The organism is Selenomonas sp. oral taxon 892 str. F0426, from assembly GCF_000468035.1.
Taxonomy (GTDB): domain Bacteria; phylum Bacillota; class Negativicutes; order Selenomonadales; family Selenomonadaceae; genus Centipeda.
Genome location: NZ_KI260539.1, coordinates 263,189 through 283,439 on the forward strand (window position 1 = coordinate 263,189; position 20,251 = coordinate 283,439).

Annotated in this window: 13 protein-coding genes, 2 tRNA genes and 1 riboswitch; of the genes, 11 read left to right on the forward strand and 4 right to left on the reverse strand. The window is 55.9% G+C overall.

Annotation, left to right across the window (positions count from 1 at the left end):
- Positions 1-97: 97 nt before the first annotated feature.
- Positions 98-1,447, forward strand: coding sequence for an amino acid permease (locus HMPREF1992_RS06470; protein WP_021685065.1), 1,350 nt, complete (start codon positions 98-100; stop codon positions 1,445-1,447).
- Positions 1,448-1,497: 50 nt separating this feature from the next.
- A complete protein-coding gene (locus tag HMPREF1992_RS06475; RefSeq protein WP_021685066.1) occupies positions 1,498-3,600 on the forward strand; it encodes a methyl-accepting chemotaxis protein in 2,103 nt (700 codons plus the stop codon).
- A gap of 65 nt (positions 3,601-3,665) precedes the next feature.
- On the opposite strand, the gene HMPREF1992_RS06480 is transcribed toward HMPREF1992_RS06475, so the two are convergent.
- Positions 3,666-4,418, reverse strand: a complete 753-nt coding sequence (locus tag HMPREF1992_RS06480; RefSeq protein WP_037358796.1) for a sulfite exporter TauE/SafE family protein — start codon at positions 4,416-4,418, stop codon at positions 3,666-3,668.
- Positions 4,419-4,655: 237 nt separating this feature from the next.
- Between HMPREF1992_RS06480 and leuS the strand changes: the two genes are divergently transcribed.
- The 9 genes from leuS (at position 4,656) to bioB (ending at position 18,821) form a co-directional block, all read left to right on the forward strand.
- A complete protein-coding gene (leuS, locus tag HMPREF1992_RS06485; RefSeq protein ID WP_021685068.1) occupies positions 4,656-7,130 on the forward strand; it encodes a leucine--tRNA ligase in 2,475 nt (824 codons plus the stop codon).
- Positions 7,131-7,175: 45 nt separating this feature from the next.
- Entirely contained in the window at positions 7,176-8,324 is a 1,149-nt protein-coding gene (locus HMPREF1992_RS06490) for an HD-GYP domain-containing protein (RefSeq protein WP_021685069.1), read from the forward strand.
- A gap of 115 nt (positions 8,325-8,439) precedes the next feature.
- Complete coding sequence (gene uvrB, locus HMPREF1992_RS06495) at positions 8,440-10,482, forward strand: excinuclease ABC subunit UvrB (protein ID WP_021685070.1); 2,043 nt, start codon at positions 8,440-8,442, stop codon at positions 10,480-10,482.
- An 8-nt stretch (positions 10,483-10,490) separates the two neighbouring features.
- Complete coding sequence (gene uvrA, locus HMPREF1992_RS06500) at positions 10,491-13,322, forward strand: excinuclease ABC subunit UvrA (RefSeq protein WP_021685071.1); 2,832 nt, start codon at positions 10,491-10,493, stop codon at positions 13,320-13,322.
- A 31-nt stretch (positions 13,323-13,353) separates the two neighbouring features.
- On the forward strand, positions 13,354-14,271 hold the full coding sequence (locus tag HMPREF1992_RS06505; protein ID WP_021685072.1) for an AEC family transporter: 918 nt from the start codon (positions 13,354-13,356) through the stop codon (positions 14,269-14,271).
- 17 nt (positions 14,272-14,288) lie between these two features.
- The gene (locus tag HMPREF1992_RS06510) at positions 14,289-15,443 is read left to right on the forward strand and encodes a metallophosphoesterase (RefSeq protein WP_037358799.1); all 1,155 of its coding nucleotides are present in this window, start codon (positions 14,289-14,291) and stop codon (positions 15,441-15,443) included.
- Entirely contained in the window at positions 15,440-16,897 is a 1,458-nt protein-coding gene (locus tag HMPREF1992_RS06515; protein ID WP_021685074.1) for a hypothetical protein, read from the forward strand. Before HMPREF1992_RS06510 ends, HMPREF1992_RS06515 begins: the two co-directional genes overlap by 4 nt.
- Positions 16,894-17,718, forward strand: coding sequence for a class I SAM-dependent methyltransferase (locus HMPREF1992_RS06520; protein ID WP_021685075.1), 825 nt, complete (start codon positions 16,894-16,896; stop codon positions 17,716-17,718). The genes HMPREF1992_RS06515 and HMPREF1992_RS06520 overlap by 4 nt, the downstream gene beginning before the upstream one ends.
- Positions 17,719-17,810: 92 nt before the next feature.
- A complete protein-coding gene (gene bioB, locus HMPREF1992_RS06525; RefSeq protein WP_037358916.1) occupies positions 17,811-18,821 on the forward strand; it encodes a biotin synthase BioB in 1,011 nt (336 codons plus the stop codon).
- An 83-nt stretch (positions 18,822-18,904) separates the two neighbouring features.
- Here the strand turns inward: bioB and HMPREF1992_RS06530 are convergent, their stop codons facing one another.
- The 3 genes from HMPREF1992_RS06530 to HMPREF1992_RS06540 all read right to left on the reverse strand — a co-directional run bounded on the left by HMPREF1992_RS06530 (position 18,905) and on the right by HMPREF1992_RS06540 (position 19,865).
- Entirely contained in the window at positions 18,905-19,600 is a 696-nt protein-coding gene (locus HMPREF1992_RS06530; RefSeq protein ID WP_021685077.1) for a Crp/Fnr family transcriptional regulator, read from the reverse strand.
- 61 nt (positions 19,601-19,661) lie between these two features.
- Positions 19,662-19,737: transfer RNA gene (locus HMPREF1992_RS06535), tRNA-Val, on the reverse strand.
- 51 nt (positions 19,738-19,788) lie between these two features.
- Positions 19,789-19,865 (reverse strand) — tRNA-Val (locus tag HMPREF1992_RS06540).
- Positions 19,866-20,033: 168 nt separating this feature from the next.
- Positions 20,034-20,206: riboswitch (cobalamin riboswitch) on the forward strand.
- Positions 20,207-20,251: the final 45 nt, after the last annotated feature.

Here is a 20,251-nt window from a genome sequence, read left to right on the forward strand (position 1 = left end):
TGTCAAATAAATCATAGTAATTCATGCGTTCTTGTAGTATGATGAGAGCGCATTTTTTTGCATCCATATCGAGCAGGAAGGTTGTGTTAAAAAGCCCATGGGCGAATCAACAATGAAACGGAAGCTGAAGAACAGACATCTTCAGTTTATCTCTCTCGGCGGGGTTATCGGGAGCGGATACTTTCTTGGAACAGGCTATGTACTCGAGCAGGCGGGGCCTGCCTCTATCATTTCCTATCTTCTCGGGGGCATCATCGTCCTCGCAGTTATGTCATGCCTCGCCGAGCTTGCGGTGGAAAAGCCGCTTTCCGGCTCATTTGTCGTTTACGCGCGAGAGAACATTTCTGCAACATGGGCGTGCGGCGTCGGTTGGTCGTACTGGGTGACATGGGTGTCCTATGTCCCCTCGGAGATGATTGCCGCCGGCATCATCATGAATGGATTTTTCCCAGAGGTTGGGACAATCTGGTGGGCGGTGTTCTTCGGGTTGATCGTTACGATCCTGAATCTATTTCGTGTCGATAAATTCGGGGAGAGCGAGTTCTGGCTCTCGCTCATCAAAGTCACCGCGCTCGTGGCATTCAGTGTAGTTGCGCTCCTCATCTGTCTCGGCATCATTGGTGATGAGGGCTATATCGGGACGCGCATTCTCCTTGGCAGCGGCGGCTTCGCACCCAACGGATATGCGGCGATCGTGCTCACGATGGTCATTATCCTCGTCAACTTTCAGGGAACTGAGATTATTGGTCTTGCGGCAGGGGAGACCGCCGATCCTGCACGCAGTATCCCGTCAGCGGTACGCAACGTGACCTGGCGGATCATTGCGCTCTATATTGTGCCGATTACACTGCTCATCTCGATCTTGCCATGGGATCATGCATCACTTTCGGAGAGTGTCTTTGCGGCAGCACTTGCAGAACACGGATTGTCCCATCTGGCAGCGCTCTTCTCGCTCGTCGTTCTTACGGCCGCAATCTCCTGCTCGAATTCGGGGCTCTATGGCGCAGCACGTACCGTCCATGCCCTTGCGACGATGGGGATGGCTCCGCGTGTTCTCGAGGGGCTCAGCAGTAAAGGGGTACCCTCGCGCGCGATTTATGCTTCCATCATCTTTTGTTGGGGCGTTATCGCCATTTATGCGATGAACCCCAATAGCCAGCTCTATACATATTTGCTTGCCCTGTCGGGCTTTTCCGGCGCGATGGCGTGGATCTCGATCTGCTGGAGCCAATATCGTCGTCGCCGAAAACTGGAGGCAGAGGGGCAGGTTTCTCTCCTGCGCTATCGTACCCCCTTCTTTCCCTATGTAACGCTCTTTGGCATCTGGGCACAGGTCTTTTGCCTCATCTTTATGATCTTTGTGCCGGAACTGCGTTCTGCACTCTATCTTGGTGTTCCTATGCTCGTTGTCCCGATGATACTTTATCGTTTCTTGCGGCGTGGATAGTCCTGTGTTATACTTATATTAAAGAGTCTTTGTTGATGGGGAGGTAAATTATGTTTGGTTTGTTTGGGAATAAGAAAAAAGAGGAGGTTTCGCTCGCTGACCGGATCAAGGCAAAGCCTCTGGCAGCGGAGACACCTGCGCACGAGGAGAACGCAAAAGTACGTGCGCCGTTTGCGAACCTCGGCACTGTGGGGGGCGGGGATATAAAGACCGCCTATCTTTCGCGCGGGGAGCTGACGGCGGAGCGGCTGCGCGAGCTTTACGATGTGCCGGGCGGCCCCGCCATCGTGCTGGGCTTTATCTCGGCGGATCTCGCGATGGATGATGTTGCGCGCGCCGTACAGTCGGCCTCGCCGCCCGATGTAAAGCTCCTGCTCATGACGACCTGCGGCGAGCTGACGCATACGCCGGGGACACGCTCCTACTATATGGAGGCGGAAGACGGGCGTGCAAAGGTGCTCCTGCAGGTGTTCAGCAAGCGTATGATCGCTGAGACGTATATGATGACGTTGCCCCTGCACAACGAGGATATGCGGCGCGGTGAGGTGACGCTTACGCCCGCCGAGCGCGTGGCGAAGATCGCTGCCGACGTGCGTGCCGAGCGCATTCCCTTCCCCGTGCGCTTCGACGACACCTTTGCCTTTGTCTATGTCGATGGCGTGAGTGCATGCGAGTCCTTCGTACTGCGCGCTCTCTATGAGGCGGAGAGCCTTCCTTGCCCGTATATCGGCGGCTCGGCGGGCGGTGCACTTGACTTTTCCCACACGTATATCTACAACGGGAAGCAGGTGCTTGAGCATCATGCCGTCGTTCTCGTTGTGAAACTCGCTGCGGATTATCGCTACTCCATCTTTAAGACGCAGGCAGCGGAGGAGACCGGGAAGAAATGGACGGTCATCGGCTCGGATGCGACGTTCCGCACAGTGGATACCGTTGCCGATGCCGAGGGGCGCCCCGTCATGCTTGCGGATGTCCTGATGGATGAGCTGCATGTCGCCGATCCCTCTGCGCTGACCAATGCGCTCGCGGACTATACCTTTGCGACCCATGTCGGCAATCAGTTCTATATCCGCTCACTGCAGCGCATCGAGGAAGATACGAAGCGCATGCACTTCTTCTGTGACATTGCAGCAGGTGAGGATCTCCACCTCATGCGCCGTTCGCGCTTCATCGAGGCGCTGAAGGCGGACTATGCGGGATTTGCCAAGGGGAAACCGACACCCATCGGTCTGGTGATGAACGACTGTATCCTGCGTCGCCTGACCTTTGCGGGGGAGCTTGCGGGCGCCGATCTCTTCGACGGCATGCCTGTTGCAGGGTACTCGGCACTCGGCGAGATTGCGGGAATGCACATCAATGAGACGTTGACAGCGATCTTCTTCTATCAGATCTCCGGCGGTTCGTTTTATGACGGCTATATGGATCGCTTCCCGTCCGTCTATGCCCTCTGCCAAAAATCCTTCTTGGAACATGAGATCAGCCGTATGCAGATCATCAACCGCCTCAAGGACGGAATCATGAATGAGTTCCAGGAATACCGCACAGAGATGGCGGGGATGTCCAAGACGATGGCACGCATCGGGGAGAGCGCCGAGAGTGTTTCCGCGCTCATCGACAAACTCAGCAGCGGCCTCGGCGGACAGGGCGATATGACAAAGGAACTGCTCGGACGGAATGCAGAGATCACGCCGAAGCTGGAGCGGCTTACGGAGAGTACGAAGAAGATCGAACAGGTCATGAACATGATCACGGAGATCTCCGCACAGATCAACCTTCTAGCGCTCAATGCCGCCATCGAGGCGGCGCGTGCGGGTGAGATGGGACGCGGCTTCGCCGTGGTTGCGGGCGAGGTGCGCAAGCTCTCCGAGAACACGCGCGAGCGTCTGGAGGCATCCGATGAGGCGATTGGAGAACTTCTGCGCGACGTGCAGGAGATCGACAAGATGCTCGCAACGAATCAGGAATTTGAAAATCAAGTCGAGGACTTCGAGCATGGATTTGACGGTCGGGTGGAGGAACTGAAGAAAAATCTGGACAGCGGACTCGGTGCAATTCGCCGTTCGACCACATCCATCGACCGCATTGCAGAACTCAGCACACGCCTGACGCAACGCTATGATGAGCTGGAGGCTGTGCTCCGCTCGATTCGGTGAGAAAACACAAAAAAGCGCGGCTCAGCAGCCGCGCTTTTTTGGAATCACTGATAAAACAAAGTCCGTCAGAATGATTTCATCAAAATGGAAACAATCGTATAGATCGAGGCGACGTAGAGCATCGCGAAGATGAGCTTTCGAAAGAGGGCAGCGGGCATAAAGCGCATACTTTTGTGACCGATGATGATGCCGAGAGCGAGCGCGGGCAATAAAAAAATGAACTCATTCCATGCCGCCGCCAGCGGAAAACCACCGATGAGATAGCTGATGAGCGAGGTCGCGTTGCCGAGGAAGAAGTAGACGAAACATGTCGCGCGGAATACGTTCTGCGGCATCGTACTGTACGCAAGGTAAATGAGGAAGGGGAGTCCGCCCATGCCTGTTGTGATCGCAGTGAATCCAGAGAGTATCCCTGCGATGATGGTGTTGCGCCGGCATTCGCGGATACGCCAATGCGAGACTTGCATGAGGACGAGACTGAGAAGAACAATGACGTTGATGAATACCTTCAGCGCGTCATTGGATATGTAAGTAAAGAAAAAGAAGCCGACTGGCTGTCCTGCGAGCATACCGAGATACATCCAGCGTACGAGCGGAAAATTTGCTTCGCGCCGCATGAGGAACCCCTGCACCGAGTTGCTGCTGCATGCAATCAGCAGCATGATGGGGACAGTGAGCTTCGGCTCGTAGAAGAACATGAGAAGCGGTGCTGCAATAATGACAAGGCCAAAGCCTGTAATGGACTGAATGAACGCTGCGAAGAAGATGGCGAGTGCCGGAGCAATGTGCATAGCGACACCGGAAAGATAATGATCCAAAGAGTCGCCTCCTTTTATTTCGCCAATGACAATACACGTTCATTGTAGCACGGAATAAATGGAAATGCACGAAGAATTTGCAGAATTCAGACATATATAAATAAGTATACATACATGGGGCGGAACTATGAATAAGGATTGCGCATACTCTTTCTTTCATGTATAATGAATCGAAACTATTCTTATGCAATATTGCTGACAACAGCGTGAATCGATACTGGGAGGAGCAAGAGTATAGTGGAGAGATATTGCCCGCAGGAGATCGAAGCAAAGTGGCAGAAAATTTGGGAGACCGATCACACCTGCCATACGGAGATGGATGATACGAAGCCGAAATACTACGTGCTTGAGATGTTTCCCTATCCGTCAGGAAAACTCCACATGGGTCATGTCCGCAACTACTCGATTGGAGATGTTGTCGCACGTTTTCGGACAATGGAAGGCTACAACGTCCTGCATCCGATGGGATTCGACTCCTTCGGTATGCCTGCAGAAAACGCTGCGATCCAGAACAAGGTACATCCTGCAAAGTGGACGTATGCGAATATTGAGAACATGGAGCGGCAGCAGCGTACGCTCGGTCTTGCCTATGACTGGGAACGTGAGGTCATCACGTGCCGTGAGGACTACTACCGCTGGACGCAGTGGCTCTTCGAACTGTTCTACAAGAAGGGGCTGGCATACAAGAAGGCGGCCTCTGTCAACTGGTGTGATACCTGCGGCACAGTGCTTGCAAACGAGCAGGTTGAGGACGGTAAATGCTGGCGCTGCAAGTGCGAGGTACACAAGAAGAACCTCGCACAGTGGTTCTTCAAGATCACAGACTACGCCGACGAACTCCTTGCAGATCTCGTGAAATTGCCGGGGTGGCCGGAGCGCGTCAAGACGATGCAGGAGAACTGGATCGGCCGCAGCGAGGGGCTGGAGTTCCGACTGCCGGCACCCGCGCTTGAGACGGAGATTCCCGTCTATACGACGCGTCCCGATACCGTGTTCGGCATCACCTTCCTTGCGCTCGCACCTGAGCATCCGCTCGTCGAGAAGATCTGTGCGATCAGCGACAAGGCAGACGAGATCCGCGCATTCTGTGCACGCGTGAAGAAGCAGTCCGACATCGAACGTGCGTCGAGCGAGTCGGAGAAGGAGGGCATCTTCACCGGACTCTACTGCATAAACCCGTTCAACGGAGAGCAGGTAGAGATCTGGATCACGAACTATGTCCTCTTCGAGTACGGCACGGGTGCGGTCATGGCGGTGCCGTCCGAGGATCAGCGCGATTGGATGTTTGCGACGAAGTACGGCATCCGAAAGATCCTCACCATCCGTCCGCCGGAGGGCGAGCTGCGTCTCGAGGATATGACGGCAGCCTATGTCGAAAAGGAAGGTTTCCTCATCAACTCGGGCAAGTTCACCGGGATGGAGATGCACGCAGCGATGGGCGCGATCATCGACGAGGCGGAGGCGCAGGGCTTCGGCAAACGCCGCGTCAACTACCGCCTGCGCGACTGGCTCATCTCGCGTCAGCGCTACTGGGGCGCGCCCATTCCCATCATCAACTGCGAGAAGTGCGGCGAGGTGCTTGTGCCCGAGGAAGAACTCCCCGTGCGCTTGCCAGAGGATGTATCCTTCGAGCAGGGAACTGTGTCGCCGCTGTCGAGCAGCGAGCACTTCCTGCACTGCAAATGTCCGAAGTGCGGCGGTTCAGCAACGCGCGAGACGGACACGATGGACACCTTTATCTGCTCCTCGTGGTACTACTATCGCTACGCCGATCCGAAGAACACAGATCGCCCCTTTGATCGGGACAAGGTGAACTACTGGGCGCCCGTCGATCAGTACATCGGTGGAATCGAGCACGCAATCCTGCATCTCCTCTATGCGCGCTTCTTTACGAAGGTGCTGCGCGACGCAGGGATGCTGGACTTCGATGAGCCGTTCACGAACCTCCTCACACAGGGGATGGTCATCAAGGATGGCGCGAAGATGTCGAAGTCGCTCGGCAACGTCGTTTCGCCCGAGGAGATCATCGAGAAGTACGGTGCGGATACAGCGCGGCTCTTCATCCTCTTCGCGGCTCCAGTGGAGCGTGACCTTGACTGGAGTGATCAGGGCGTTGAGGGAGCATATCGCTTCCTGAACCGCGTCTGGCGCATCCTGCTGCAGTTCGAGGACATTATTAAGAGCGCGCCCGAGTCCTATGATCCGACCGGGCTCACTGCAGAGGAGTCCGACCTGCGCCATATCCTGCACGTGACTACGAAGAAGGTCACGGAGGACGTGCGTGACCGCTTCATGTTCAATACAGCGATTTCCTCCATTATGGAGCTTGTTAATGCGATCTACACTTTTCAGGAGAAAACGCTTAGCCCTGCGCTTGCGCGTGAGACGGCAAGTGCACTCCTGCGCATGCTCGCGCCCTTTGCGCCGCACATCACGGCGGAATTATGGGGACGCCTGTTTACGGGGAGCGTGCATGCACAGCGATGGCCTTCGTATGATGAAGCTGCACTCGCACAGGATGAGATCGAGGTTGTCCTGCAGATCAATGGAAAAGTACGTGACCGCGTGAAGATTGCCGCCGATCTCGATCGGGCAGCGATGGAGCGTCTCGTCACTGAATTGCCGCGTGCGAAGGAACTCACAGAGGGAAAAACGATTGTCAAGGTTGTCTGTGTTCCTGGCAAGCTCGTCAATATTGTTGTCAAAGGATAAATTGGGAAACGCTATTCAAGGAAGAGAAAAGGGAGAGAGTACATTATGTTAAAAGCCTTTGCTGTCCGAAGCCTGCTGCCGGAGATGCTCCTTGGGCGTACTGTTTACGACGGAGACACCGATATCGTCCTCGTCGAGGGCGGTACCGTTCTGGATCGTGATATGATCAAACTCCTCAAGGAAAAGGGCGTTGCATCCGTTTACGTCGATGAGGATAGTATTCTTGCTGCCGTTCAGAAGGAAAAGGCTATCAAGAGAGAACGGGAAGCGGCATCTGAGGACACCGCACTGCCCGAGCGGGATGCCAAACTGGACAGCAAATACGAGGAGGACTACCGCTACGTTTATGGAGAGATGGAGAAGCTCTTTCAGGAAGCCGCGCTTACGGGGCGGCTCAACATGGACATTCTCCAACCTGTGATGGCAAGCGGACGTCTCCGCGATCTCTATAAAGAGGGCGCGACGGCGGTTTCCATGATCTACACGATGAACCAGGATGGGGATTACAACATCCATCACTGCGTCCATCTCGCCATCCTCAGCGGACTGATGGCAAAGTGGATGGGGCTTGTGGGCATGGATCGTCAGAACCTTGTGCTCGCGGGACTCTTCCTCGACATCGGCAAGCAGTTCATCGAGAAGGATCTGCTCGAAAAGAAGGGGCGTCTCACGGAGGAGGAGTTCGATATCCTCAAGAATCACGTGGTTGACAGCTTCAAGCTCCTTGAGGGGAGCGAACTCTCGGGGCGTACCGATCTCATGAACGGCGTCATTCAGCACCACGAACGTAACGATGGCTCGGGCTACCCGTCCGGACTTGAGGCGGATCAGATCAGCACATTCGGCAAGGTGCTCGCTGTACTCGACAGCTATGACGCTATGGCATCCAGCCGCAGCTATGCGGAGAAGCGCTCGCCGTTCGAGGTCTTCAAGATTCTCTACGCAGACGTTTTGGACGGAAAGCTCGATTCGGAATACGCCGTGCTCTTTATGCGCAAGCTCAATGCCGCACTCAATGGCTGCTGGCTGCGTCTCTCGGACGGAACGGCGGGACGCATCGTCTATATCGACGAGTCGCGTGTCACGGCAATGCCCGTCGTGCAGCTCACGGACGGCGGCTTTATCGATCTCAATACGGTAAAAGATATCACCGTTGTTGAGATCATGACGGCGGCGGATGTCAGCAAACTCTAATTCACGAGATAGGAAGCACCCTGCGGGGTGCTTTTTTATGCGCGGCTATTTCCATCACACGTTGAATGCGTTATAATGACAGAATGACTTTTTGCAGCACGAAGGAGGGCAAGCTATGGCGATGGTTCCGAAACTCAATACGACGATCTTCGAGAAGGAGATTCCGTTCAAGGTCGCCGCGCCCTTCGAGCCGATGGGCGATCAGCCGCAGGCGATTGCAGATCTTGCGGGCGGCATTGAGAACGGGATGGCGGCGCAGGTGCTGCTCGGTGCGACGGGGACGGGCAAGACCTATACGATGGCAAAGGTCATCGAACGCGTGCAGCGCCCGACGCTCGTCATCGCGCACAACAAGACCCTCGCGGCACAGCTTGCGAGCGAGTTCAAGTCCTTCTTTCCCGACAACTACGTCGGTTACTTTGTCAGCTACTACGACTACTACCAGCCCGAGGCGTACATCGCGCAGACGGACACCTACATCGAGAAGGACGCGTCCATCAACGATGAGATCGATGAGCTGCGCCACTCCGCGACCTGTTCGCTGTTCGAGCGGCGCGACGTGATTATCGTTGCGAGCGTGTCCTGCATCTACGGCCTCGGTTCGCCCGAGAGCTATCATGAGATGGTGCTCTCCGTGCACAAGGGACAGACCATCCCGCGTGAGGCGATTCTGCAGAAGCTCGTCTCCATCCGCTACGAGCGCAACGATATTGCCTTTGAGCGCGGGCGCTTCCGCGTGCGCGGCGACGTGGTCGAGATCTTTCCTGCGGGCTACAACAACCGAGGCGTGCGCATCGAGATGTTCGGCGACGAGGTGGAGCGCATCATCGAGTTTGATGCCATGACGGGCGAGGTATACGGCGAGCGTCTGCATTCGATGGTCTTTCCTGCGTCCCACTACGTCACCGAGGACGAGGATATGAAGATCGCCATGGCGGATATCCGTACGGAGCTTGCACAGCGTCTGGATGAGCTGAAGGGGGCGGGCAAACTGCTCGAGGCGCAGCGTCTCGAACAGCGCACAAACTACGATCTTGAGATGATCGAGGAGATGGGCTACTGCTCCGGCATCGAGAACTACTCACGCCACCTTACGCACAGGAACGCGGGGGATACACCGTATACCCTGCTCGATTACTTCCCCGAGGACTTCCTCATCATGATCGACGAGTCCCATGTGACTCTGCCGCAGATTCACGCCATGTACGGCGGCGACCGCAGCCGCAAAATCTCGCTCGTGGACAACGGCTTTCGTCTGCCGTCCGCATTCGACAACCGTCCGCTGACGTTCGAGGAGTTCGCCGCGCGTGTCAACCAGATCGTCTACGTCTCCGCAACACCGGGAAAATACGAGATGCAGCAGGCACAGCAGGTCGCACAGCAGATCATCCGCCCGACAGGGCTTCTCGATCCTGTGGTGGAGGTGCGCCCGCTCGACGGACAGATCGACGACCTGCTCTCGGAGATCCGCGTGCGGATCGAGCGCAATGAGCGCGTCCTTGTCACAACCCTCACGAAACGCATGGCGGAGAACCTCACCGAATATCTGCGCGAGGCGGGGGTGAAGGTGCGCTACCTCCACTCGGACATTGCGACCATCGAGCGTGCGGAGATCATTCACGACCTGCGCGCGGGCGAATTCGACGTGCTCGTCGGCATCAACCTCCTGCGCGAAGGTCTTGATATGCCGGAGGTGTCGCTCATCGCTATCCTCGATGCGGACAAGGAGGGCTTTCTGCGCTCCGATACCGCGCTCATCCAGACCATTGGACGTGCCGCACGCAACGCGGGCGGGCACGTCATCATGTACGGCGATGTCATCACGGGCTCGATGCAGCGTGCCATCGACGAGACGGAGCGCCGCCGCACGATACAGAACGAATACAACGAGGCACACGGCATCACGCCAAAGACGATCGAAAAGCCCATCGTCCCACTCATTGAGATGACGCTCGTTGCCGCCGAGGACAGAGCGCCCTACGGCAAGAAGGACGGCAAGTCCAAGAAGAAACTTGGCAAGAAGGAGCGCGAGAACCTCGTCAAGAGTCTCCTGCGCGAAATGCAGCAGGCATCTCGTGCGCTCGAATTCGAGCGTGCGGCGGAGCTGCGCGATATGATTGTGGAACTTGAGGGCGAACTGCCCAAGAAGAAAAAATAGGAATTATAATGAACGAAAGCATCAAAATCGAGGGCGCACGCGCCCATAATTTGAAGAATATCAATGTGGAGATTCCGCGTGATAAATTAGTTGTGGTGACGGGGCTGTCCGGCTCGGGGAAATCCTCGCTCGCCTTTGACACGATCTATGCCGAGGGGCAGCGCCGCTATGTGGAGTCGCTGTCTGCGTATGCGCGGCAATTCCTTGGGCAGATGGACAAGCCCGACGTGGACAACATCGAGGGGTTGTCGCCTGCGATCTCGATTGACCAGAAGACGACGAGCCACAATCCGCGCTCGACGGTGGGCACGGTGACGGAGGTCTATGACTATCTGCGCCTGCTTTACGCGCGCGCGGGACGCCCGCACTGTCCGAGCTGCGGCAAACCCATCGCGCAGCAGAGCGTCGATCAGATGGTGGATGCGATCCTGACGCAGCCCGAGGGGACGAAGCTGCTCATCATGGCACAGCTTGTGCGAGGGAAGAAGGGCGAGCACCGCAAGATCCTTGACCAGATTCGCCGCGACGGCTATGTGCGCGTCCGCATCGACGGGGAACTGCGCGACCTCGGCGAGGAAATCGCCCTTGAGAAGCAGAAGAAGCACACAATCGAGATTGTTGTCGACCGTCTCGTTGTACGCGCGGGGATGGAGAGCCGCCTGACGGATTCGCTCGAGACGGCACTGCGTGCGGGCGGCGGCGTGGTTTACGTGCAGGTGGTGGACGGAGAACTGCTCATGTTCAGCGAGAATTTTGCCTGCGTGGACTGCGGCATCTCGCTCCCCGAGATTGCACCGCGCATGTTCTCGTTCAACAGCCCGTTCGGTGCGTGCCCCGTCTGCACGGGACTCGGCAGTCACAAGGAGTTCGATGAGGAACTGGTTGTGCCTGATCCAACACTCAGTGTGGCGGACGGTGTTTTTGCACCCCTGTCCAAAAATCCGAACTCCTACGGGATGCGTGCGATTACGGCGCTCCTGCGTGCGCATGACTACGACGAGCATACGCAGTGGAACCGCATGGACAAGAAGACGCAGAAGATGCTGCTCTACGGCTCGGAGGAGTATGTTTCCTTCCAATATACGAATATGTTCGGCGAGGAAAAGGAGTACAACGTCCCGTACGAAGGGGTTATGCCCGCGCTTGCGCGCCGCTACCGCGAGACGGACTCGGAGGAGATGCGCGAGAGCTACGAGGACTATATGACGGAGACCCCGTGTACGGCGTGTCACGGCGCACGACTCAAGCCTGAGACGCTTGCCGTGACGATCGGCGGCAAGAGCATCGCCGAACTCACGGCGCTCACGATTCGCGAGGCAGACGTATTCCTCGCGGAGGCGGAGAAGGACTTTTCCCCGCGTGAGGCAAAGATCGCCGTGGAGATTCTAAAGGAAATTCATGCACGTCTGAATTTCCTCCTTGATGTGGGACTCGACTACCTCACACTCTCGCGTGCTGCGGGGACGCTCTCGGGCGGTGAGGCACAGCGCATTCGTCTCGCGACGCAGATCGGCTCGGGGCTGATGGGGGTGCTCTACATTCTCGATGAGCCGAGCATCGGCCTGCATCAGCGTGACAACAACCGCCTGCTTGCGACCCTGCGCCATCTGCGCGACCTCGGCAATACGCTGATCGTTGTGGAGCACGACGAGGACACGATGCACGCCGCCGACCACATCATCGACATCGGCCCCGGTGCGGGCGAACATGGCGGCGAGGTGGTCGCGGAGGGGACAGCGGCGGAGATTATGAAAAATCCCGCATCCATCACGGGGCAGTATCTCGCGCGCAGGAAGTTCATCCCTGTGCCGGCAGAGCGCCGCAAGGGGAATGGCAACGTTCTTGAGATCGTTGGCGCAGCGGAGAACAATCTCAAGGAAATCAACGTGAAATTTCCGCTCGGGACGCTCACCCTCGTGACGGGGGTATCCGGCTCGGGCAAGTCGACGCTCGTCAACGAAATCCTCTATCGCGGCGTCGCCTCACGCCTCTACCGTGCAAAGGGAAAGCCCGGCAAGCACAAGAAGATCAAGGGGCTTGAGCACATCGACAAGGTCATCAACATCGACCAGCAGCCGATCGGGCGCACGCCGCGCTCGAATCCTGCGACCTATACGGGCGTATTCGATGCGATCCGCGATCTCTTCAGTCAGGTCTCCGAGTCGCGCATGCGCGGGTACAAGGCAGGGCGGTTCAGCTTCAACGTGAAGGGCGGGCGCTGTGAGGCGTGCCGCGGCGACGGCATTCTCAAGATTGAGATGCAGTTCCTCCCCGATGTCTATGTCCCCTGCGAGGTCTGCAAGGGCGCACGATATAACCGCGAGACGCTTGAGGTACACTACAAGGGCAAGACCATCGCCGAGGTACTGGACATGACGATCGATGAGGCGGTGGACTTCTTTCAGAATGTGCCGCGCATCGCGCGCAAGCTTGAGATCATCCGCGATGTGGGGCTTGGCTACATCCGTCTCGGACAGCCCGCGACGACGCTCTCGGGGGGCGAGGCACAGCGCGTGAAGCTCGCGACGGAGCTGTCGAAGCGCAGCACGGGCAAGACACTCTACATTCTCGATGAGCCAACGACGGGACTGCACGCGGCGGATATTCACAAGCTGCTCGTCATTCTGCAGCGGCTCGTGGACGGCGGAGATACGGTCGTTGTCATCGAGCACAACCTTGACGTCATCAAGGCGGCGGACTATGTCATCGACCTCGGTCCCGAGGGCGGTATACGCGGCGGGACGATTGTCGCGAAGGGGACGCCGGAGCAGATCGTAGAGGCTGCAGAGTCCTATACGGGGAAATTTTTGAAGCCGCTGCTGGAAGAGATACACAACTGATTTTACGAACTGAAATAAAGAAGGTAATGTAATGCTGATTTTGGGTCAGATGATCGTATTCTTTCTGATGATCTTTGCGGGGGCGCTCGCACGCCGCTATAAGATCATCATTCCGAACAATCAGGAGCAGTTTTCCTCGCTGATTGTCAACATTGCATGCCCCTGCCTTATCATCTCGGCGGCAATGCACGCCGAGGAGCACATGGGGCTGGAACAGGTCATCGAGACGTATACCGCATACGCTGTTCTCCTTGCGATGATGTGTCTTGTCGGTTTCATCCTGCCGCTGCTCCTGCGCTTTCGCGGGCGGCTGCGCGGGGCGGTCAATCTCTCGTTCTGGTTCAACAACTCCCTCTTTATGGGGCTGCCGCTCGTGCAGGGTGTATACGGCGATCAGGCAGTCGTCTACATGACGCTCTTCTTTATTCCCGTGAATCTGCTCTTCTTTGTCTACGGTGTTTCCTCCATCAGTATTCACAAGCGGCGTGGGCTCGAGATGTTCCGTATGCTGCTGAATCCCGGCATCAGTGCCTCGCTGATCGCGTGCGTGATCTACTTCGCCGAGATTCCGACGCATCCGCTCCTTGCGCAGACGTTCGCCATGCTCGGAGCGATGACCGCGCCGCTCGCGATGATGATGATCGGTGCGTCGCTCAAGGACATTCACGTACGTCACATGCTGACGGATCGGAAACTCCTGCTCTATACCTTTCTCAAGGCAGTGGTGCTGCCCATCCCGATTCTCTTTATCATGAAACTCTTCGTGACGAATTCCTACATTCTCGGGTGCAGCCTCGTCATTGTCGCCGCACCGACGGGCGGTATGGTGGCTATGGTGGCTCTGCTCTACAACAAGGTTGCCTATCCTCTGATGACGGAGATCATAGCCCTCTCGACGTTGATCTCCGTAGCGACGATACCGTTCGTCTCCATGATTACGGGGCTTTGACAGCTTAGGAGGTAAAATTGCCCGGTTTTTTTGTGATTTTCCTGCTGGTCGTACTCGCCTGTCTCGGATTGTGCCTGTATGCGCTGCGCTATTTGGCGACGGGGCAGCGGCTGCGTATCCTGCGCATCGCGTTGACTGTCGCTGAGCTCGGGGGCGTGGGTCTGCTCTACTATTTGTTCAGTACCCATCAAACGGAGGGCTGGGCAGGCATGATTGCGCTGCCCATCATTCTCCTGCTCGTGGGGCAGATGATTACCCTTGGATTCGTCGTCCTTGCTGTCGTTGTGCGTGCCCTCCGGCGCAGGATCGAGGCTGTTCCGTACAATGCCGAACGGCGCCGCGTACTGAAAAATGCGGCACTCTATCCTGCGGCGGGATTTCTGCTCAGCAGCTATGGTGCATTCATTGAACGCCATCGAACGGTACGGCGCGACTACACCATTCCGATTGCGAATCTTCCACATGAAGCGGACGGCATGGTGATCGCACAGATCAGCGACGTGCATCTTGGTACATATTTTTCGGTTGAGGATTTTGATGCACTTCTTACGGAAGTCGCGGCGGGCGGTGCGGACTTGCTCGCCGTGACGGGTGATATCTTCGATGATGAGCGATTGAACGAGCCAGCAGCAGCGGTACTTGCCGCGCATGCGGGGGACTGGCGTGACGGGATCTGGTACTGTATCGGCAACCATGAATATTATCGGAATGGGCGCCCCCTCGTTGATCACATGGCGCGTGAGGGGATAGTGCATGTCGTCTTAAACAGTGCAGCGCGGGTCACGGGGCGCGGAGGACTCTATATCGCGGGCGTCGATTATCCCTTTGCGCGCGGGGATGCATTTTATCCGCAAAAGGCAGCCTACTTTGCAGATGCCATGAAGGTGGTTCCTGCGGATACAATGACGATATTGCTCGCGCATCACCCCGAGTTTATCGATGATGCGGCGGCACATGGCAGCGTGCCGCTGACGCTGACAGGTCATACACACGGGAGTCAGTTCGGCATCCTTGGGGTGCCCCTGTTCCCTGTGTTCAAATATACGCGCGGCATGGTGCGCATTGGTGAGAGCTATGGCTATGTCCATACGGGCAACGGCAGCTGGTTCCCCCTGCGTATCGGATGTCCGCCCGAAATAACATATTTTAGATTGGAGAGAACTGAACGATGAGTTGGATGGATGATTATACAGCGATTCGCGAGGACATTCACACGGGATATATCTATGAGGCGATTGAGGCGATTCTCTATCTGCGCGCCCATGAAGAGATCCCTGCGGACGAGCAGTGGCGCTTCTCTGAGATGATGGGCGCGTGCTGCGGTGCGCTCGCAGATACAGAGGGCGCGATTGCGGCGTATTTCGAGGCGGCGACGGAGGATAAGTTCCTGCGCAGTCAGCGCTCGCATTTCTCGAACTATCTCTACCTCTGCCACGCCGCTGCAAACCTGACTCCGTCGCAGCTGAAGGCACAGTTCGATATGTATGCAACACTCTATCGGAACGAGGAGCCACTTGCTCCGCGCGCGAATGTACGTCATGACCGCCTGCGTATCGGATTCCTCGCACAGCATTTCCTCAGCTCCTCCTCATCACTCTTTTACGAGGCGCTGCTGCGCAGTCTTGGAGCGAAATATGACGTTTACGCATATGCACTCGACGACCGTACAGATGCCTTTACAGATGAGTTGCGCGGCAGTGTCAGTTACCAGGCACTTGCAAATCTCTCCATCGAGGAACAAGCGCAGCGTATCCGCGCAGACGAGATCGATGTTCTCTTTGACCTCGGCGGACATACGGACGGCGGCATGACCCTCATGGTGCTCGCACGCTGCCCAGCTCCTGTGCAGATCTCCGGCATTGGCTGGTTTGCCACGACAGGCGTGCCCTTCGTGGACGCTTTCCTCACAGATGAAGTGCTCTCACCTGCGGGGGTGGAGGAGTTCTATAGCGAGCAGCTGCTCCGTCTGCCGCATGCGTTCCACTTCACGCCTGATGCGGGAATGCGCGCAAGTACAGTAGCGGACCGCCCTGCCGATGCGCCCATCACCTTCGGAGTGCTCCAGAACTTTATGAAGATCAACGAGGAGTGTCTCAAATCCTGGGGACGTATCCTCAAAAAACTGCCGAAAGCACAGCTCATCCTGCAGGACGCATCTGTGGACAGTCCGCTGCGCGTTACGACCATCCTCGAGATGATCGAGGGGCTGAAGCTGCCTGCGAAGCGCATCTTCGTCCGTACGGGAAAGCACGACTATCTCGGCGACTACGGCGATATCGACATTGCCCTCGATACGTTCCCGTATACGGGCGGCGCCTCGACGGCTACCTCTCTATATATGGGCGTGCCTGTCATCACCCTGCGTGGGCAAACGCATCATGCTGCGCGTCTTGGTGCATCCATGCTCACGGCGGCAGGAAAAACGGCATGGATTGCAGATGATGTGCGTGCATATGAGCAGATGGCCGTGCACATGGCGGAGGACATCGTCGGTGTTCGGACGAACCGCACGGCACTACGTGCGGAGGTGGAGGCCTCTGCGCTGATGGATAGGACGGCATATCTCACAGCATTTACGAGCGAGATTGAACGTCTGTGGGCAGAGCGCGGAGATTTTATACGTTGAAAAACGAGCTTCTTGACCTCCTCGTACCGAGTGCAGAAACACTCCGCATCCTCATCGTCGATGGATCGGCATACCTCAGGCGGCTGCGGCAGATGCACCCAAATGCGGAGATTCACGCCGTTACGCCCTATGCGGAGGTTGCGGAACATGCCGTTCTTGCTGATCTCCGTGTGCACTGGCATGTACTTGATTGGCGGCGTGAACCGCTGCCGTTTGCAGAGCTGTTTTTTGACCGCATCGTTTCAGAATTTGCCATTGAGTCTGCATACGAACCATATGACAGTCTCATGGCGCTGAACCGTGCACTCAAGGAGACGGGAACGCTCTATACGAGCTACACGAATATCCGCTATCACCGTATTCTTGCAGGTCTGCGCAATGGGGAATTTCCCGTTCGAGGTGACCGTCATCTCTACGCCAAGCCAGAGATCGTACGACTTCTCAACGACACGCTCTACAAGGAGATTCATTTCTTTGCGGGCGAGCGTGACGATGATCCGGCGGGTGGAGAATCGTGGGCAGAGGAAGGGTTTTTGAACATCAGCGATGATCTCACGACACGCACATGGCTCGTCCGTGCGGATCGGAGTACAGCTGCCGCGGCCAACCTTAAGATGTTCTTTTCCTATGAGACACGCCGCACGATCGCGCGCCTCTTACACCGCATCGAATACAATATTGATGTGGAAGAGGCGGTGTCAGCCCTGCACGACCTGTGCAAACGTGAGGGAATTTTCGACGAATATTTGGCCGACTTTATCACAGAAGTCTGTGTGCATGATGAACGCGTGCGTTTTCTGGTGGATGAATATAAAAAGTAAACCATAAATAGAATATTTAGTTGACGCAAATAGATTCCTGCCTTATAATGGGAAACATAAAAAAGATTTATTATAAGGCAGGGATTTTTTTCATGCGAGAAAACCGTATTGCAGAACTCACACAGAAGATTATTGCGGGCTACCGCATCAGTCGAGATGATGATCGGTCGATCTTTATGGATACACCGGTTGAGGAACTGGGCGAGGGAGCCCATCGTCTGCAGAAACATTTCTGCGGCAGCCATATCGACCTATGTACGATCGTCAACGGGCGCAGCGGACGCTGTGGTGAGGACTGCAAGTACTGTGCGCAGGCAGGGCGTCATAAGACGGGTGTCGATACCTACAACTTCCTCCCACAGGAGGAGATCATCGCACATGCAAAGGCGAATCAGGATGCGGGTGCCAACCGCTTTTCCATCGTGACGTCAGGCGGTGCGCTCTCGGGCGAGGAGTTTGAGAAGGCTCTGGATACCTATGACACGATGCGCCGCACACTCTCCATTGATCTCTGCGCCTCGCATGGCCTTCTTACGCGTAGCCAGTTCCGCCGTCTGCGTGAGGTAGGCGTGACAAGTTATCATCACAACATCGAGACCTCGGAGCGTTATTTCCCTGAGATCTGCACCACACATACATATGCCGATCGTATCCGAACGATCAAGATGGCACAGGCAGAGGGGCTTTGTGTCTGCTCTGGCGGCATCATTGGCATGGGAGAGACATGGGAGGATCGCTTTGATATGGCGTTTGCCCTGCAGGAGCTCGGCATCGAGTCCATCCCTCTGAACTCACTCATGGCGATTCCAGGGACGCCGCTCGAACACCTCGCACCGATTTCGGGCGAGGACATCCTCAGAACCATCGCGATTTTCCGCTTCATCAATCCAACTGCGAATATTCGCCTCGGTGCAGGGCGCAAGCTGCTGCCCGAGAACGGCGCGACAGCGTTCCTTGCGGGCGCGTCCGCATCCATCACGGGCAATATGCTCACGACATCGGGCACGACGATCGCCGAGGACATGGAGCTCATCCGCGAACTTGGCTTTACGAACCGCAACGAAGACTGCAGTGTGTCAACAGGCACTTGCGGTGCACATTGATTCCTACAACATTTACATAAAAATGGGGCTGCCGTACATACGGCAGCCCCATTTTTATGTCCGATATATCGGTAAAAACGCGCCTAAAGATACGATTCAAATTGCTCCATGTCAAGGATATGAATCGTGCGCCCGGCCGCCTCGATAATGCCCTCACGCTGCATCGCACTCAGTTCACGCGAGAGGGAGGGGCGGCTGACGGCGAGATAGGAAGCCATGAACTCACGGCTGACGGTGAGGGTTATATTTCCATGATCGTCAATGTGGGGAAAGAGATAGCGCACAATTTTTTCGCGCAGCATCCCGCTCGCGAGAATTTTAAGCTTTGTGTGCATCCCATATGCCTTGCCCGCAAAGATCTTCATGAGATTTCGCTGAACGATCAGCGCAGAGCGCCGAGGCGTCTCTCCGAGATCAAGTGTGAAGAGATGGCTCGAGACCTCAAGCAGCTTTACTTTTGTCACAGCACGGACATACATATCATACGGCCGTTTCAGCACCTCGTAGACTTCGCCGAACATATCGCCCGGGCGATCGATCTCCGAGATGAAGATCTGCCGTCCGGAATACGTGTCCTTGAGAATATGCACCTCTCCCTCGAGCAAAATATAGAGCGAGTGGGGCATCTCACCATCGTGAAAGACAATAGCTCCCTTCGGGTATATGCGCAGTGCCACATCACTCGAGGCGAGGAGCTCAGCGATTTCTTCTTTGTCCATTCCCTCCGCCAGAGAGGTCTGTGCGAGGATATGGGCTGCATTTTCCTTATCATGTGTCATTGTTGTTTGTACTCCTACATATACGAAAAAACCGCCCACATGGGACGGCTGTCATATACAATGGTGCTCACTGAGGGATTCGAACCCCCGACCCCCTCCATGTGACGGAGATGCTCTACCAACTGAGCTAAGTGAGCCTAAGAAAATCACTGATAAAAAAATCCGCACAACTGCGGATGAAAAACAAATGGTGGGGTTAACAAGATTCGAACTTGTGACCTCCTCGATGTCAACGAGACACTCTAACCAACTGAGCTATAACCCCATTTTTCGCCGTTCATGTCCAAACGACAAGATGAATTATAACAATGGATAGAGATTCTGTCAAGGAATATTTTTGCAATGAAAGCTGGAATCAGGGGATTAAAACGACCTTGACAGAATGTTTATGTTATGATAATCTGCTAAAAGTTATTAACAATAGAATCATAATTGAATATTTTGCCGATTGGGTGCGCGTTGCGCTTAATAGAGAAGCAGGTGAAAGACCTGCGCTGTCCCGCAGCTGTAATGTGGAGTCGACCTCAATATGTCACTGGGAAACTGGGAAGGCGAGGGAGACGAGGAAGCAGAGCCAGAAGAACTGCCCGATTGGAACGCTGAAATCATTCCTGCGAGAGACAGGAAGGCACGATTATTTTATGTGTTTCG